General features: G+C 68.9%; 14 protein-coding genes and 2 pseudogenes. 5 read left to right on the top strand and 11 right to left on the bottom strand.

The features are described 5' to 3' along the window. Nucleotides 1-9 precede the first annotated feature (9 nt). Nucleotides 10-180: pseudogene (locus AC07AW_RS34585) on the top strand (IS5/IS1182 family transposase); the annotation flags it as partial. Nucleotides 181-475: 295 nt separating this feature from the next. Here AC07AW_RS34585 and AC07AW_RS34580 read toward each other — a convergent pair. The 6 genes and pseudogenes from AC07AW_RS34580 to AC07AW_RS34555 form a co-directional block, all read right to left on the bottom strand. Next, the gene (locus tag AC07AW_RS34580) at nt 476-1,108 is read right to left on the bottom strand and encodes a YrhB domain-containing protein (protein ID WP_478819441.1); all 633 of its coding nucleotides are present in this window, start codon (nt 1,106-1,108) and stop codon (nt 476-478) included. 641 nt (nt 1,109-1,749) lie between these two features. Further along, nucleotides 1,750-2,018, bottom strand: a pseudogene (locus AC07AW_RS34575) (transposase); the annotation flags it as partial. A gap of 35 nt (nt 2,019-2,053) precedes the next feature. Then, a complete protein-coding gene (locus tag AC07AW_RS34570) occupies nt 2,054-2,503 on the bottom strand; it encodes a DoxX family protein (RefSeq protein WP_478819440.1) in 450 nt (149 codons plus the stop codon). 78 nt (nt 2,504-2,581) lie between these two features. After that, the gene (locus AC07AW_RS34565; protein WP_478819439.1) at nt 2,582-2,980 is read right to left on the bottom strand and encodes a YdeI/OmpD-associated family protein; all 399 of its coding nucleotides are present in this window, start codon (nt 2,978-2,980) and stop codon (nt 2,582-2,584) included. Nucleotides 2,981-3,079: 99 nt separating this feature from the next. Further along, nucleotides 3,080-3,493 carry a VOC family protein gene (locus AC07AW_RS34560; protein WP_478819438.1) on the bottom strand — a complete coding sequence of 138 codons (414 nt, stop codon included), beginning with the start codon at nt 3,491-3,493 and terminating at the stop codon, nt 3,080-3,082. A gap of 107 nt (nt 3,494-3,600) precedes the next feature. Next, nucleotides 3,601-4,266 (bottom strand): glyoxalase, encoded by a 666-nt coding sequence (locus AC07AW_RS34555; RefSeq protein WP_478819526.1) that lies wholly within the window; start codon nt 4,264-4,266, stop codon nt 3,601-3,603. Nucleotides 4,267-4,324: 58 nt separating this feature from the next. Here AC07AW_RS34555 and AC07AW_RS34550 point away from each other — a divergent pair, with 58 nt between their 5' ends. The 3 genes from AC07AW_RS34550 to AC07AW_RS34540 all read left to right on the top strand — a co-directional run bounded on the left by AC07AW_RS34550 (nt 4,325) and on the right by AC07AW_RS34540 (nt 7,128). Further along, nucleotides 4,325-5,695 carry an ISL3 family transposase gene (locus AC07AW_RS34550; RefSeq protein WP_478819437.1) on the top strand — a complete coding sequence of 457 codons (1,371 nt, stop codon included), beginning with the start codon at nt 4,325-4,327 and terminating at the stop codon, nt 5,693-5,695. A gap of 244 nt (nt 5,696-5,939) precedes the next feature. After that, entirely contained in the window at nt 5,940-6,419 is a 480-nt protein-coding gene (locus AC07AW_RS34545; protein WP_478819436.1) for a DUF6193 family natural product biosynthesis protein, read from the top strand. 178 nt (nt 6,420-6,597) lie between these two features. Beyond that, on the top strand, nt 6,598-7,128 hold the full coding sequence (locus AC07AW_RS34540; protein ID WP_478819435.1) for a hypothetical protein: 531 nt from the start codon (nt 6,598-6,600) through the stop codon (nt 7,126-7,128). Between the two features lie 689 nt (nt 7,129-7,817). Here AC07AW_RS34540 and AC07AW_RS34535 read toward each other — a convergent pair. From AC07AW_RS34535 to AC07AW_RS34525, 3 genes are all read right to left on the bottom strand, one after another. Then, on the bottom strand, nt 7,818-8,744 hold the full coding sequence (locus AC07AW_RS34535) for a MurR/RpiR family transcriptional regulator (protein ID WP_478819434.1): 927 nt from the start codon (nt 8,742-8,744) through the stop codon (nt 7,818-7,820). Nucleotides 8,745-9,033: 289 nt separating this feature from the next. Then, nucleotides 9,034-9,423 (bottom strand): hypothetical protein, encoded by a 390-nt coding sequence (locus AC07AW_RS34530; protein ID WP_478819433.1) that lies wholly within the window; start codon nt 9,421-9,423, stop codon nt 9,034-9,036. Nucleotides 9,424-9,543: 120 nt separating this feature from the next. Continuing rightward, complete coding sequence (locus AC07AW_RS34525) at nt 9,544-9,945, bottom strand: hypothetical protein (RefSeq protein ID WP_478819432.1); 402 nt, start codon at nt 9,943-9,945, stop codon at nt 9,544-9,546. A gap of 283 nt (nt 9,946-10,228) precedes the next feature. Here AC07AW_RS34525 and AC07AW_RS34520 point away from each other — a divergent pair, with 283 nt between their 5' ends. After that, on the top strand, nt 10,229-11,380 hold the full coding sequence (locus AC07AW_RS34520) for a hypothetical protein (RefSeq protein WP_478819431.1): 1,152 nt from the start codon (nt 10,229-10,231) through the stop codon (nt 11,378-11,380). Between the two features lie 134 nt (nt 11,381-11,514). Here AC07AW_RS34520 and zapE read toward each other — a convergent pair whose 3' ends face one another. Continuing rightward, complete coding sequence (gene zapE, locus AC07AW_RS34515) at nt 11,515-12,642, bottom strand: cell division protein ZapE (RefSeq protein ID WP_478819430.1); 1,128 nt, start codon at nt 12,640-12,642, stop codon at nt 11,515-11,517. Nucleotides 12,643-12,933: 291 nt separating this feature from the next. Beyond that, nucleotides 12,934-14,151, bottom strand: a complete 1,218-nt coding sequence (locus AC07AW_RS34510; protein ID WP_478819429.1) for an alpha/beta hydrolase family protein — start codon at nt 14,149-14,151, stop codon at nt 12,934-12,936. Nucleotides 14,152-14,434 lie beyond the last annotated feature (283 nt).

Raw genomic sequence — 14,434 nt, 5'->3', positions numbered from 1 at the left:
TGCGGGTACCCCGGGGGGCGCCGGCCCAGAACTGCAACGGCGATGGTCCTGGCCGACAAGGCGCATTCGTCCTGCGCGATCCGCACCCGTCTCCGTCGGCGCGGGATCCGGGCGGTGATCCCACAGCCCGCCGACCAGGCCGCCCATCGCAAACGGCTCGGCAGGCTGGGAGGCCGTCCACCACCCGCGGGTGCGGAGAGCGTGTTGACAGCTGGTTCGCCGGGGTAGCGGGCGGAGCCAGCTCCAGCCCGGCGACGTCAGCCCTCGGCCGCAGGGGCCAGGGGCCTCGCCGCATGCGAGTTCATCTTCAAGGTGCTCTGCCTGGGGGCGGGACCACACGGATCAAACGCCCGTCATACGGCCGCGCCTCGTTCCCGCTGCTGCGGATCCTCGTCCTCGCACAGCCACCGTGATCCGTCCTCAGCTGAACCAGAGCAAAGCCAGCCACACGGCTTCGGCGGATTCGGCTCTCTGATCAGAAATCCGCATCAACTCCGTAGGTGCGGACAGCCAGCACACGGTCAATGGGATCCACCAGCTCCTGGTGGGCGATGGCCAGGAGCTGGGGCGGTACTTCGCCCGCGAGTAGCCCGGTTACATACGCGAGGGCATTCGTCGGGGAGAGCCTGGCCACCCTCCGGCGAAGGGCACGGACAGCGGCCATGCGCCCGCCCGCCGCTTCAGCTGCCATCCGTAGCTCGTCATGGAGATCATCCACTGCAGTGCGGACGGGCAGCCCTCGGATACGACCACGGTAGTCGTCCTGCCACGCCCCCTCGACCTCGGCAAGGACTCCAATCGAGTGCAGCCCGCCGTCGACGCGGTCGACCAGATAAGGACCGTGTCCCACGAGCATCGCCGCTGCATCGCGCGTTCGCACGTACTCCTCGGACTGCACATAGACCTTCCAGACGAGCTCGTGCTCGTCTACGCGCACGACCACGCTGCGCGGGAACTGCTCGACACCAGCGGCAACCCGCGCCTGATGGCCACGCTCCAGTTCATCCTCAACGATGCGCACCGCGTCATCCCGTTCGATCACAACCGCAGCATCGCCCAGCACGTCAGCCCGCCACCAGCGGATTTCCCCACCACTCTGCTCTCTCACGCGCAGGAGCCGAGAATGAGTTCGTCCTACGGAGATTGAACTCGTGGTGTCGTTGCCTTGATCTCAGTGAAGGTGGACCGTTCTCACCGAAGATTGCCTGCTGTGGTGTTGTCTCGACGAAGCCTGATCGAGATATCCGGCTGGGAGCCTGGTGCCGTGGAAGACTCCATAGACCAAGCGCCTCGTCAATCGATCGCTGACGCCGGCTCTCCGGCCTGGCACGTGAGGGCAGCTGCAGGGCGACGGCTGGCGGCGGTGCCTCGGATCGAGAGTGTCGCCGGTGTCCTGCACCGTCTCCTCCTGGACGCTCAGGACACCGGAGTGACCTCTGATACTGCTGCGGCTCTGTTGGCTCGGAGGGATCTGGCCGGCCTACGTGCTGTGCTCGCGGCCCGTGCAGTGGCGTCTGACGACGGGACGGCTGATCAGCTCGCTGCGGAGCTTGACTGTGACCCGCGCTGGGCGACCGGAGAGAGCCGCGTCGAGCTGATCACGCAACTCCGAACGCTGACGTCGGATACAGACTCAGATGTCCGCAACGAGGCCCTGTGGCGGCTTTCGTGTCTGCGCTGATCAGGCGGGTGGGCACTGGCCAATCTTGGTCAACGACGTTCGATGAGACAGGGCAGTCGTGCCGTTGCTCATCTGGGTCTGATGGTCAGGCCCGTCTCGGTGAGGCGGCCATCCATGAGGATGAGGTGTTCGGGGGTGGTGAAGGCGACGTTGGAGAGCCGGCCGCGTCGCAGATGGGACCAGATCCCTTCGACGGGGTTGAGGTCGGGCGCGTAGGGCGGCAGGTAGTAGATGGTAGCCAGTCCCGCGAGTCGGCGAACTTCCCCAGGCCGACCCCTTGTTGACGTTGAGGGTTGCCCCAGGTGAGTACGATCGGGCCGCCGAGCTGCTGGTGGGCTTCGCGTCCCGCCACCGTCGGGGTCAGGGATTCCCTCAAAGGTGCTGCACTCTTGTCGTTTCGTTGGATGGACGTGGTGTTGTGGCTGTCGGCGCGGAAGGAGAGCGCAGGAGGTCACGCCAGTCGGCAGGCCAATTGGCCAGCGCGAGGATGCCCATGATGAGCAGGTGGGTCGGCGCGGCCCAGCTCTCCACCGCCGGGTCATGGTTGACGATGTGAGTAGTCGCCGCGCCGGTGAGCACGAACATCAGCGTCGTGGCACTCAGGAAGCGTGCTCTCCGGTTGGGGATCACGAGCAGGACGGCGGCGACACCTTCCAGGGCTCCGACCACGAAGCGCATCCAGGACGGGTAACCCCAGTCGACGAACTTCGCGGAGTACGCCGAGCTGAATACCGTGTCGCCTGGCCAGTACTTGGTCACGGCGCCCAGCGCGAACTCAAAGGCCAGGAACCAGTACAGACCGGCCATGAGGCGTTTCTGCATTTCTTCTCCTTCAGGGGGTGGGCAGGGTGATCCCTCCTCACGGCGATTGCGCTGCCGCCGGAGTCGTGCTTTCGGGGGTCAGCCCCGCAGGGTGGCGATTGCCTTCTCGATGCGTCGTCGGCGCGTCTCGGGCTTCTTCGCGCTCTCGATGGCGTGCACATGCTCGCGCTTGCGGCTGTACGCGAGATTGTCGTAGGCGGCGCGGGCGACCGGGTCGTCGTCCAGCGCCTGGGCGAAGTCCGCAGGCTCGACGACAACGCGCGGCTCGGTGTCGAGCTCCACTTCGACCTCGACCTCGTCGCCGATCGCCACACCCGCGGCCTGCCGGTTGGCATTGCTGAGGCCGAGCAAGTGGCGGCCGCGCAGCAGGGCGACCCGGCTCTTCCAGGAATGCCCGTTGACGGTGATCGTCACCGGGGGCCGCGCGCCTCCGCCGAGTGCTGCTACCACCTCGGAGGGAACTTCCAGACCCCGCATGGGCTCGGGGGGGCTCAACGTTGGCCAGAAACTTCATGATCTTCTCCTGTTCGTCCTGCCGGTTCACCTTGGATCCCGCCCGCCCGGCTCGGATCTCGGCTACTCCGCGTAGGGCTGGTCGGTTCCCTGGGCGCTGTAGCCGAGACTCCAGATGTAGCCTTCCGGGTCGGCGAAGGTGCCGCCGTACCCGCCCCACGGCAGAGCACCGGCGGGCTTGAGGACCGTGGCGCCGGCCTTCTGGGCTTCCGCCATGATCTCGTCGACCCGCGTCTCGCTGCGTACGACGTAGGTCAGAACCAGTCCGCTGAAGCCGCTGCCCTCCTGGTCCGTGCCCACCTGGTCGGCCAGGCCTTCGCGGCTGTAGAAGCCGACGGGCGAGGCGCCGTCCGATGCGAAGAACACCGAGATACCGAAGTCGCTCCGGATCTTCCAGCCGAGCCCCTCGGTGTAGAACTGCTTGACCCGGTCCATGTCCCGGACGCCAAGAAGGATCGAGCTGACGTGCGCTTTCATGCCTTGCTCCCTGCACTGGAGATGGAGACGTTGCCGGACATTCGGGCCGATGCCCGGATGTCACATCGGCGAGTGCTCGCCGGTCACACGGGATGGCAGGGGCGGGGTCAGGACAGCGTGGGGGCGGGCGACGCGACAGCCTCCCAGGCGAAACCGTCCGGGTCGGTGAAGGTGTCGCCAGTGCTCCCGAGGACGATGCGGTGCGAGCCGGTGCCGTCGACGGGGACGCCGAGGTCCTTGGCCAGGGCGCGGCGCTTGTACAGCGCCAGCTTGACGGGGCTGGACTGGCCGGCTGCGAACTCGACGTACTTGCTGCCGACGCCCTTGGACACGGTCAGGCCCCGGTCGACGTAGAACTGCTTGGTGGCCTTCACGGCCTCGACGCCGAGCAGCAGGACGATCTCGTCGATCGTGCGGGTGTCGGGGCCGTTGTTCCTCTTCGCCGAGGTCGCGATCTTCCAGATCGTCCCGTCCGGGGCCTGGACGACGCCGCCGTAGCCCCACAGCGACTTCGCGGCGGGCTTCAGGACCGTGGCACCGGCGGCCACGGCGGCGCCGACGAAGCCGTCGACGGTGGCCGGCCCGGACACCGTGAGGCCCAGAGTGAAGCCACGGAATCCGGTGGTGTGCGCCTCGGACGCCCGCAGGCGGATGTACGTGTCGACGCCGAAGGCGCTGTAGAAGCGGCGGGCGACCTCGGGGTCGGCCACCTCGAGGGTGACGGACGCGAGGGACATGTGGGCTGCGGTGGAAGTGGTGGTTGCCATGACCATCACGCTAGGGGCCTCGCGGCGGCCGGTGCTTCTCGATTCCTGATCGGTCTCGCGGGACATGCTTCGCCACGCACGCCGCCATGCCCCTCATCGTGATCGCCGACCCGGCATCGCGGGCCGTACCCGCGGCATCAACCATCGTCAGGCGCCGCAGCCGCGATCTGGCGCCGGGAGGCGGCAGCGGGTCCATTGCTCCTACTGGCGCACGCTGGCCGAACGCCCTTTGAATGAGCGTAAGTTGGTTATACGCCCACAGGTTCGCCGTTTCTTCTGTGACCGACCGCGGTGCCGCAGGCGGACCTTCGTAGAGCAGGTTCGGGGTCTGAGCGAGCGTCACCGTCGCGCCAGCCTCGGGCTGAAGCAGTGGCTGCGGGCGGTCCCGGTCGAGCTCGGAGGTCGGGCCGGCGAACGCCTGTGCCGCGCGATCAACGTACGGGCCGGACGCACCCGTCTGCTCGGACTGCTGGAGGCTCCGACGGTGCCAGCGAGGGCGCCACGGGTTCTCGGGGTGGACGAGTTCGCCTTCCGCAGGGGCAGGAACTACGGCACAGTGCTGGTGGACATCGAGGCCGGCCGTGTGGTGGACGTGCTGCCGGACCGCACCTCGGCGACCCTCGCCGCCTGGCTGCGCGAGCACCCGGGAGTAGAGGTCGTCTGCCGGGACCGAGCCAGCGCCCACACCAAGGCGGTCGAGGAGGCCGCGCCGAACGCCATCGAGGTCGCGGATCGTTGGCATCTGCTGCAAAACCTGGCCACCGCAGTCGAGAAGACCTGCCATCAGCACCGCTCCTGCCTGCGCAAACACGTCGATCAGGAGGAACCGGCCCCCGAGCCCCCGGCGATCGACATGCCCGCTCCCGCGCTGCCCCGGACCCCGATCGTCGAGCGCACCCGGGACCGCCACGCCGACGTCCACCGGCTGCTGGAGCGCGGATGGACGATCAGCGCCATCGCACGTCACCTCGGCCTCGCCCGGAAGACCGTCCGCCGCTTCAAGACCACCCCACTGGACGAGCTACTCGCCTCCGCAAGGGACTTCGGAGTCCACAAGGGCAGACTCTTGGAGCCGTTCAAGGCCTACCTGAGCAGCAGGTTCACCGCCGGCTGCACCAGCGGCACCCAGCTGTTCCGGGAGGTCCGCGATCGCGGGTACGGTGGCAACGTCCAGGCCGTACGGCGCCACGTGGCCAAGCTCCGTGAGGGAACGGCCGAACCGGTCCGCTCCGACCTCCCCAGCCCCCGCCGGATCACCTCGTGGATCATGCGTCCGCGCGAGACGCTCACGGATCAGGAGATGGACAGACTACTGGACGTCAAGATCGCCTGTCCGGACATCGCCCGTGCCTGTGACCTGGCCCGATGCTTCCATGATCTCCTCGGTAAACGCCGCGGCAAGCTCCTGCTGGAGTGGATCCGCCAGGCCGAGTAGGACGGCCCCGCACCGGTGCGCTCCTTCGCCGGCTTCCTCCGCCAGGACCTCGCTGCCGTCACCGCCGGCCTCACCCTGGAATGGAGCTCCGGGAAGGTCGAGGGCAACGTCAACCGCATCAAAACGGTCAAGAGAGCCATGCACGGCCGAGCGTCATTCCGGTCCTCCGGATACGCGTCCCTACCCGGTCGTGATCTCCGTTGTCAGAGCACCGCTCTCAGGCTCCATCCGTGAAACTGTGGCAGTGGACGCGACCGAAGAGACCTCCAGCCAACAGCTGCCCCTGCCTCCAAGACCTGTTCTGCCGGACATGGCCGCAGCACGCAGTCGCGGGCTGACCGAGGCCGTCGAGGCAGGCTGGGAGTCCCTACGACTCAGCCGGCGGTGGAGGCAGGCAGTACATCAGGTCCGCTCGCCCGGGCGCCCGTATCCGGGCATCGTCCCACTGATGGAGGCTGCTGCCGCCCAACCACGACTCCGGCGGCTGTACCCGTTCACCAGCCATTTCACCCTGCTCTTCAGCAGCTCCATCAGCTACCCCTGGAGCGTGCAGGCCGGATCGATCGAGCCCCTGCACAACGGACGCTTCAAGGTTCGCCGACGCTCTTCCTCCGCCGTGATCGGCGAGGTCGACACCGCCGAAGAGGCCGTGACCCTTGTGCTTGAACTCCTGCCCGACGACTCCGATCCTGCCGTCAGTGCATCCGCAGACGAACACGCGTGACGACGCGCGGCCATAGCCGTCGACACCAGCGCCCGAGGTCATTCACGGAACTGCGGTCAGAGCCGTTCAAGGCTCTGACCGCGATTCCGTGAAGGGCTCGGCGTGACAAAAGTCTTGACCGGCTACTGGATCATGGCTAGATGGGGAGACCGAAGGCCAGTCTACGAACGGGGTGGGGATGGGCGTCAGCGATCTGGTGCGCGCCGAGCTGGCGCGGCACGACTGGACCGCGCTGAGCTGCGCCTGCGGTGACTCGGCAGAGCACTTGCCGCTGGTGTTCGAGACGCTTCTGACCGCCGAGAGCCCCCAGGACGCTCGCGGCTACGACCTGTCCGGGCATGTCGAGTACAGCTGCATCATCGCCGAGTGCACCGGTCCAGCGATCGGTGTCATCCTTGCGGCACTGGCGGGTGAGGTTTCGCCGGCGGTCAAGAGTGAGTTCCTGGAGACGCTGCTGTGTGCAGCCTACGGTTCGGGTTACGCCGACGCGTCGCCTTCGGCGCGTGCGAAGGACGAGTTCCGGGCGATGGTGCGGGAGGGCTTCTGGCTACTCATGCAGGCCGGTCTCACCGGCAGTGCGCAGGATGCCGAGACGGTGGCCGACCTCTGCGAGTATTACGACCTCGGTGATCAGAAGTCGGCGCACTACCAGGCGCTGCTGCGAGAGCGCGTACGAGCGAAGACCAAGCGCCGAGTGGCGCGCCGATAGCGGGGCGGGTCAGTTCCGGAGCAGGACGCGGATGTGCGGAGCAGTCGGAACGAGGCCCGGCCGTACATGGCTCTCTTGATCGTTTTGGCCCGGTTGACGTTGCCCTCGACCTTCCCGGAGCTCCATTCGAGAGTGAGGCCGGCAGTCACGGCGTTGAAGTCTTGGCGGAGGAAGCCGGCGAACGAGCGGACCGGGGCCGAAGACGCCGGGCAAGTCGGAGCGCGGGGCGCAGAACCAGGCGACGGCGTCGGACGAGATCAGGGCCGTGGTCTGGAGGTCTCCAGCCATTCCGTGGTCGGAGCTGGGCGGATTACGCCCCATGGCGCCCATGGTTCAAGCACCCCGCCCCGTCGTCGTGGGCGTATGACTTCAGGACTCCGGCAGCACGGCAGTGCCCACCACGAAGGCTGGGCCGTCCGGGTGTGGCTGTGTGGCGGCTCCGACCCAGGGGTCGATCGGAGCCGCCACAGAGCGCCCGCGATAAACGCGGTGCGGACCGTCGAGACATCGGGGCCGTCTGAGGAGGAGGGGGCGACCTTCGATGTTCTGTTCGGGCCCGGCGGGGCTCCTTCAGTAAATATATATACCGTCGAGTAAGCAAGGGCATGAAAATTTTCATGCCAAACGATCACGCAGAGACCGGAACCCTGCCCAGCCGTCTCGGTCGGTTCAGTGGGTCTCAGTCGGTCTCAGTCGTCCAGGAAGAAATCGTGCTGCTCAGCCGCGTGCTCGTACTTCTCCAGCCGAGTCTGCGTACGCTCCGGGTCCGCGTCCGCCATGGCCTGGAGGATGCCCGCCGACAGCAGCCCCGGTGCCGCGTACGAGTCGAAGACGAGCCGCGAGCCCGTGCCCGCGGTGAACACCTCGTCGGCCTCGTCGGCCAGCGGCCCGAGCCCGAGGTCCGTGATCAGCGCGACGCGCAGTCCGACACCGCGGGCGGCACGCACGACGGCGAGGGTCTCCTTGGCGTGTCGCGGCATCGCGAAGGCCAGTACCCACGTGCCGCCCGCCTCGCGTGCCTGGAGCAGCCCGTCGTACGCGACGCTGCCACCCCGCGTCACCACCCGGACGTCGGGGTGGATGCGCCGCGCGGCGTACGCGAAGTACTCGGCGAGGGAGACCGAGATCCGCAGGCCGACGACCGTCAGGGGGACGGACCGGGCCAGCTCTCGGCCCATGGCCACGATCCGGTCGGGATCGGCGAGGGTGCGCCGCAGGGACGTCAGGTTCTCGATCTCGGCGTCGATCGCGGACTGGAGCTCATTACGGTGCTGCTCCTCCCCCTCGCCGGGCGCACCGGCGACCGCGCTGAGCGCGATGGGCTGGAGGGCCTCCCGGAGGGCGGGGTAACCGCTGAATCCCAGCGAGGAGGCGAACCGGGTCACGGACGGCTGGCTGACCCCCACGCGCTCCGCGAGCTCGGTGATGGACAGGAACGCCGCCTCGGTGAGGTGATCGGTCAAGAACTGGGCGATACGCCGCTGCGCGGGAGACAGCCGGTGCCCGCCGAACAGCGCCCGCACCCGCTCGGCGGGAGAGGCCGCCTCGGCCTCGGACGCGCGCCTGCCAGGCGTGATCGCGGCTGCCTGTGCGCGCGCCTGCTGCCCGGATGCCACGGGGTGTCTCCTTCTCATCTCGCTGCCACCCAAGATAGTTCACCCGCGCCTCGCCCCCACGAGCCCGAAGCACCGGCCCGCCGGCACCGCGCCGTGACGCGACAGCAAGACCCCGGCACGCGCGTCCAGGAACACATCCCCGGACTCCGAACTCCTTGCGGTCCAGCCTCTAAAGCGGACAGTTGGTCCGAAAGACTGATCACCGACGACAGCGGAGACCCGGCACGACGTTCCGTGACATCGGCTGCAAGGCGCTCCGCATCAAGGGCCGGACCCGAAGGCCTGTGTTCTAAGGACGGTCCAGGCGGCTGAAGCCCGCCTGGAGAGTGTGGAAGGTGACGGACGCACCGCCGAGGTACTCGGCCTTCTCGCGGAGCTGGTCGACGACCTCTGGGCTCGGCTGCCCGTACACGTCGATCGAGCGCATCCGGACCAGCGCGCCGAACGCGCGGAACTTCGGCCCACCGAGCTCCAGGTGCCGCGCCATCGACGCGGAGTCGGGATGCACGGCGACGACACTCATCACGGACTCGGCCTCGTCGAGATAGAAGTGGTACGCCATGAGTTGCGGCTGGCACTCCGCCACGAACGCCGCCAGGTCCCGCATGCCGTCCCTGGCCTCTTCGATCCTGCCTTCCAGGATCGAAGAACGGTCGATGTAGAAGAGGGGTTCCGTCATGGCCCGAAGCTAGCGCGCGGTCTTCTCCCGGCCCGCGCGACGCGCTCCGCACCCTTGTGATCGATTCGCCTGCCCCGTCCGCGGCGCCGCACGAGCAGCTGAGTCGAGCGGACGAGCTCGTCAGCCGGCGCGTCGGTTCGCGGAGAGCAGCCACATCCAGCGGCGGCGCTCCGTGACCACGGTCGCGGCGGCCAGTACGGTCACGAGCACTGATGCCCAAGCGGGCCAGACGGACCAGGAGCAGATGACGGCAACGACCAGCTGGAGCAGCACCAGCAGGATCGTGACCCATCCCGGCACAGCGACGATCACTTGGGCCTTGTCCCCCGGGGTGGACAGGAGAGTCGGAAGGCCGATCAGAACCACCACGGACAGGGCGGCGAGCAGCCATGACTGCTCGGCCAGCGCCCAGGGTGCGGCCACCCAGGCGATGAGTTCGGTGGCGAACCTCAGGGCAGACGCGGTGCGGTCATCGGGTCGTCCCGCGTCCGCGCCTCCGTCGGCGACGTTCTCATTCGTCATCACCTGCGGACGATCTCATGCCACCTCCCCTACTGGACAAGGGGGTTTCGTCAACCGGGGCGGCCGTCAGCGCAAGGCACCACGGGTGAGCACCCGGCTCGACAGTCCGGGCGAGATGTGTGCGGCGGTTTGTCGGCTTCTGGGGGCCGTCCCAGCTCGGATTTCCCGTCGACGCCCAGCGGCCTTGCCGGACGAGTGTGCGGCCGGGCCGGTGCGGCCTGGTGAACCCGCCCGCCCGCGGACCATACTGAGCAGGCCCCTGATCACCCCAATGAACGGTTCCATGGCCAAGAACAGCATTCCATCGACCACGGCCCCCGTCACCGCATGGCTCGGGCGCGGGCGTCATCTCGGGCCCGAGGCGGAGCGGGACGTCCGGCGTAACCTGATCGCGCTCAAGGCGGCCCGGGTCATCGACGACTTCCTGGACCTCGACCCCGTCGAGGCGGCCCGCTCCACCGATCTGTTCCCTCGGGACGAGTCCGCCGACCCCGGCCCGTCGGCCCGCCGCCTCTTCGAGGCCCGCTGGCGCGTGGCCGAGGGCGTCACCGTACGCGCTCAGCTGACCACGTACGAGGCCGAGTCCCGTCGTACCGAGCGCGACGGCACCCCCTGGGTCCTCGCCGCCGAGGCGGAGCAGGCATGGGAAGCGGGCTGGCCCTCACCCGTCACCATGTTCTGGCCCGACAGCGACCAGATCCCCTGGGACCACGGGAAGGTGCCCGGCGTGCGTCTGCGGACGGCGAACCACCTGCCCAAGGACGACGGCGAGTTGCGGCGCCTGCTGCGGGACTGCACGCAGCAGAGCTGGTTCATCCATGTCGTGGTGCACGAGGCGATGACGCCGGACGTACTGGGGAGGCAACCGGTCACGTCGTTTCTGCCACCGAGCCTCAAGCACCGGGTCGTCGAGCACCGGGCGACGCCGGATCAGGCGCTGATCGCCGACTTCGCGATGAAGCGTGAGCTGGGCGTGGGGCTACCGCGTGGCGGTGCCGTCATCCTGCCCCCGACGCCGCAGATGCCGGAGTACGACGCGGAGCGCTTCACCGTTCGCGATGTGTTCCTGGACGGCACGGAGCCGACCGAACTCCTCTCAAAGATCATGGAGTTCAGCTCGCTGCCACGGCAGCTGCCGACCGACGCCGAGCGGGCCCTGACACGGCTGCGCCAAGGCTGGCACCTGCTCACCCAGGACGAGGAGCTGGTCCACGCACGGGCCATGGTCACCCAGTACGCCAAGGCGCTTGAAGCCATGACGGCGTCCTGCAACCTGTATCAGGAGGCGGCCGAGGCGGCGCTCGCCGCGCTGGCCGAAGCAACCGGCGGCGACCATCCGCCCCGGACGGCCACACCGACGGCAGCCAAGGAGGACGCCTCCCCCATCAAGAGCCTCACGAAGACACTGAATGTCTTCCGGCGCCCGAACCGATAGAGCCGGCGGGGAGATCCGGTGGCGTCCGCTGACCCGGCCCGTGGGGTTTGCGGGTGGGCGAGCGGCACGACGACGGCCAGGCACGCGAGCGCAGTCGCACGACGCGCCGGGCCGGTGATACGTGCCCGCTGCCCTCAGCGCGCCGCCGGTCCGGACTCCTCGGTCAGAAGTGCGAGCCGGCTCGCTGTGCGGTCGACGTCGGTGGGAAGGCCGTCGCCGCCGAGGGCCTCGGCCAGCGACGTACGGCCGATCAGCGTGAGGTGGACATCGCGGTCGCACAGCACGTCGACGAGGTTGGCGAAGCGCTGGGCGGCGTCACGACCGGCCTCGGTGAGGCGGGGCAGCCCTGAGAGCACCCAGCGCGGATGGGCCTCGGCGAGCGTGAGGTAGTCGATAGTCGAGTTCGGCCGGTCACACAGGTCGGTGAAGTCGAACCAGACCAAGTCGTCCCGTACGGCGAGGGCCTCGACGGTCCCATGGCTGACCGGCACCGGCCGCCGCTCCTCCGGCCGCGGCGGGGCCGGCGTCAGAGTCGGCGTCGGCGTCGGCGTCGGCGTCGGTGAAGGCGTCGGCGTCGGCGAAGGCACCGGGGCCGCGCCGAGCGCCTTGAGGTCACCGCTGTGCCGGAGGTACCGGCCCGCGGCGAATCCGGTGCGCCCGCGGGAGGCAGCCCCGGCGATGCGGTAGTCGGGGCCGCTGGTGAGGCCGACGATGTCCAGGGAGCGTTCGAGGAGCGCGATGGTCGGCTCGAACAGCGGGTGGAACACCGGGTTGGGCAGCAGGCCGGACGGCGGGTAGTTGGAGGTGGCCAGCAGCGTCGTGCCGCGCTCCATGAGCGAGCTGACCACCCGGCCCATCAGCATGGCGTCACCCGCGTCGTGCACGTGGAACTCGTCGAAGTACAGGAACCGGCAGTCCCCGAGCAGTTCGGCCACCGCGAGCTCGCCCGCCCGCGACTCGTCGCGATGCCGGGCGTAGGCGGCGTGGAACTGGCGGAAGAACTCGTGGAAGTGCAGCCGTCGCTTCTCCTCGACGCGGACGGTCTCGAACAGTGTGTCGGACAGCCAGCTCTTGCCGCGGCCGACCGATCCCCACAGGTACACCCCGCGCACCGGCTCGGTCGCGGCCCGGCCGAACCAGCGCCGTCGGCCGCCACGCTCCAGCGCCTCGCCCATCTCGGCGAGGCGTGTGGCGACCGCCCGCTGTCCGGCGTCCAGCACCAGGCCGTCTCGTTCCGCCGCCTGCTCGAACCGCTCCACCACGCCCCGCCCCCTGGCACGATCACTCCCGTTGTCGGCAGATCATCATGTCCATGATCCACTCGGCCACACTACGCCCCTCTTGATCATCTTGATCGATAGGAGGACGAACGGCCCGGGATACGGAATGAGTTGGGTGATGGCGCTCGACAACCAGGCGGCCGGTGCCCCGCACGTATTCTGGGCCGGCCAGTCAGGGGCGCCCTGCACCAGCGGGCCTACGCCGCGGCCGCACCATCTCACACCGCGAGGCATCGGCGAACATGCGGACGGCCGAACACCGGGCACGTGTCCTCACGGGAGGAAGGTGACTGCAGGGAAGGCCGGGGACGGTCCGTCGAGCAGGTGCCTGTGGCGGTGGCGCAGGTGCTCGTCGAAGAACGCGAGAGGGTAGGCCTGCTGGATCTTGACCGCCTGGTCGGGATCGAGGGTGCCGATCACGCCCTGGAGCTTCTGGCCGCTCCAGCCGAACAGCTTCGCCACCTGCGGAAACAGCGCCTCGTCGTCGCCGTAGGAGATGTGGGCGGCGCCCTGGGCCTGGAGGTTCAGACGCCAGCCCCGCAAGTGCGACCAGAACGCGGCGACCTGCGGATGGGTGGTGCGGGTGAACTCGGCGGACATCATCATGAACGGCCTGTCCAGGTCGCCGGTCAGCGGCGGGTTCATCTGCATCGGGCCGTCGAGGCTCAGCCCGGCCCGGATGCGCTCGTCGGCGAGCGTGGCGCAGGCGGTGGCCGTCCCGCCCTTCGACCAGCCGAACGCTCCCATGCGCCGGGGGTCGAGGGAGCCGAGCAGCCCGGTCGGCAGTTCCCGCCGGTCGGCATCCGGGTTGCATCCGGCGGCGAGCTGTTCGACGCAGTCGAGAACGAAGCGCAGGTCCGCCGCGAAGTCCCCGGGCAGTGTCGGTGCCTTCCGGTCGTAGAGCGGTACGGTGACCCGGCCGTCCGGGAAGACGGTGTACGTGTCGTACGGGTGAGCGACCGTCACCACCGCGTATCCATGGCTGGCGAGCTCCTGGACCACGATGGTGTGGTCGCCCTGGTGGCTGTGCGCACCGTGCGAGAACACGACGACGGGCAGCCGCCGGTTCGACCGCCGCACCGGAGCGCCCACGTGGCCGGAGGTGAACGGCGCCCGAGGGGCCAGGGCGCTGAACCCCACGTCGGCGAGGAACGCCTCAAGGGCACCGGCCGGCATCCAGGGCGCCACCGGGTACCGCTCGACGTCCCGGGCGGGGTACCAGACGGTGGCCATCAGCTCGCGGAAGCGGCCGGGACCCGCGATGTCGTCCGGCCGTGCCCCGTCGACGAGGCGCAGTTCGACCCTGCCCACCGGGTACGGTCCGGTCGGCGCGGGCAGCACGAGCCGCGTCGAGGCGGCGTCCGCGGCCGGTTGCGCCCAGGCGGGGCCGGCAACTGCGGCCAGTGGCACGGCGGCCCCGGCGGCCAGCGCAGCCCCCAGCATGCGACGGCGCGTCATGCCCTTCCGGCTGATGAACGGTGTGATGGTCATGGCCCTCCCTGGCTCAACGGATCGTCAACCACGCTGTGACGACCGGTCCGTGAATGCACCAGAACGGTTCCACGAGCCCCTCCCCCACGGCATCAGCCCACCGGATACACCTTCAGGACGGGCATCAACCCACGGGTCTACTACCCGGGTCGCACGACCAGGGAGGGATGGCTTCCCCAGGATGTCCGGCGCTGCTGAGCGCCTGCGAAACCGTCGGAGCCGCCACGAGCCCGTGCCACACACCCGGTGCGGGGAGAGGGTGCCCGCGCCCGTACGGTGGCCG

The sequence above is a fragment of the Streptomyces sp. NPDC044003 genome, assembly GCF_056435185.1.
The sequence above is the reverse complement of the archived record's forward strand: the minus strand, read 5'-3'. Positions and strand labels throughout refer to the sequence as shown.

Excerpts from the sequence above, each read along its gene's own strand:
- AC07AW_RS34520 (WP_478819431.1), top strand. The coding sequence starts at position 10,229 with ATGGCCAAGAACAGCATTCCATCGACCACGGCCCCCGTCACCGCATGG.
- AC07AW_RS34560 (WP_478819438.1), bottom strand. The coding sequence starts at position 3,493 with ATGAAAGCGCACGTCAGCTCGATCCTTCTTGGCGTCCGGGACATGGAC.
- AC07AW_RS34525 (WP_478819432.1), bottom strand. The coding sequence starts at position 9,945 with ATGACGAATGAGAACGTCGCCGACGGAGGCGCGGACGCGGGACGACCC.
- AC07AW_RS34530 (WP_478819433.1), bottom strand. The coding sequence starts at position 9,423 with ATGACGGAACCCCTCTTCTACATCGACCGTTCTTCGATCCTGGAAGGC.
- AC07AW_RS34510 (WP_478819429.1), bottom strand. The coding sequence starts at position 14,151 with ATGACCATCACACCGTTCATCAGCCGGAAGGGCATGACGCGCCGTCGC.
- AC07AW_RS34550 (WP_478819437.1), top strand. The coding sequence starts at position 4,325 with ATGCTTCGCCACGCACGCCGCCATGCCCCTCATCGTGATCGCCGACCC.
- AC07AW_RS34540 (WP_478819435.1), top strand. The coding sequence starts at position 6,598 with ATGGGCGTCAGCGATCTGGTGCGCGCCGAGCTGGCGCGGCACGACTGG.
- AC07AW_RS34555 (WP_478819526.1), bottom strand. The coding sequence starts at position 4,266 with ATGGTCATGGCAACCACCACTTCCACCGCAGCCCACATGTCCCTCGCG.
- AC07AW_RS34570 (WP_478819440.1), bottom strand. The coding sequence starts at position 2,503 with ATGCAGAAACGCCTCATGGCCGGTCTGTACTGGTTCCTGGCCTTTGAG.
- AC07AW_RS34565 (WP_478819439.1), bottom strand. The coding sequence starts at position 2,980 with ATGCGGGGTCTGGAAGTTCCCTCCGAGGTGGTAGCAGCACTCGGCGGA.